This is a genomic window from Vibrio sp. Vb1554 (assembly GCF_033344235.1).
Map to the genome: position 1 here is coordinate 1 of NZ_JAWPOJ010000190.1, position 1,419 is coordinate 1,419.

At 48.6% G+C, this 1,419-nt stretch carries 1 pseudogene; it reads left to right on the forward strand.

Annotation, left to right across the window (positions count from 1 at the left end):
• Positions 1 to 1,419: pseudogene (gene vmeB, locus R8N28_RS24835) on the forward strand (multidrug efflux RND transporter permease subunit VmeB); the annotation flags it as partial.

Genomic DNA, 1,419 nt, shown 5'->3' on the forward strand with positions numbered 1-1,419 from the left:
ATTGATCGTCCGGTTTTTGCTTGGGTACTGGCGATTCTGACCATGCTTGCAGGGATCATGTCCTTGTTCAACTTGCCAGTGTCGCAATATCCAACCATTTCGCCGACCACGATCACCATCAGTGCGCGCTATCCTGGTGCTTCTGCTAAAACGGTGGAGGACTCTGTCACTCAGGTTATCGAGCAAAACATGACAGGTCTGGATTACCTACGTTACTTGTCTTCGAGCAGTGACGCTTTCGGCAATGCGACCATTACACTGACTTTTGATAGCGAAGCCGATCCTGATATCGCGCAGGTTCAAGTGCAGAACAAACTGCAATTGGCGTTGACTTCGCTTCCTATGGAAGTGCAAAGCCAAGGTATTGTGGTGAACAAATCTAACACCTCATTTTTGATGGTGGTGGCGGTTTATTCTGACGATCCAGATTTTACACAAAACGACATTGCCGACTTTGTTGTAACCAACATTCAAGACCCAATCAGCCGTGTGACGGGTGTGGGTCAAGTACAGGCTTTTGGTTCTCAATATGCGATGCGTGTGTGGCTTGACCCGTTTAAGCTGACTCAGTTCAACCTGACGGCAATTGACGTTGCAAATGCGATCAGTGAGCAGAATGCGCAAGTGTCATCTGGTCAATTGGGGGCAGCACCTGCGCAGAAAGGTCAACTGCTTAACGCGACGATTTCTTCTGCGAGTCGTTTAAGCAGTGTGGCTGAGTTCCAAAACATCATCTTGAAATCAGATGCGAGCGGTGCAAACGTTTATCTAAGAGACGTTGCTCGTATTGAGCGCGGAGCAGAAAGTTACGATATTCAAGGTCAGTACAACGGTTTGCCGGCGTCTGGTTTAGGTATTTCACTTGGTACAGGTGCGAACGCGCTGGAAACGGCGGCTGCAGTCAAAGAGCGTTTAGCGGAGTTGAGTGAAAACTTCCCAGATGGTCTGAAAGTCGCTTATCCATTTGAGACAACACCGTTTGTAGAAGCATCGATTCAAGAAGTAGTGAAAACGCTACTGGAAGCGATTGTGTTGGTGTTCTTGATTATGTACCTGTTCTTACAGAACTTCCGTGCAACGATCATCCCGACGATTGCGGTTCCGGTTGTACTCTTGGGTACGTTTGCCATTCTTTACGCGACTGGCTTCAGCGTGAATACCCTGACGATGTTTGCGATGGTTCTGGCGATTGGTTTGCTGGTGGATGACGCCATCGTTGTGGTAGAAAACGTTGAGCGTGTGATGTACGAAGACGGGCTCGATCCAAAAGAAGCCACTAAGAAATCGATGGGGCAGATCACTGGCGCGTTGATTGGTGTTGGTTTGACCTTATCGGCAGTATTCGTCCCTATGGCATTTATGTCGGGTTCGACCGGGGTAATTTACCGTCAGTTCTCGATCACCATCGTTGCAGCGATG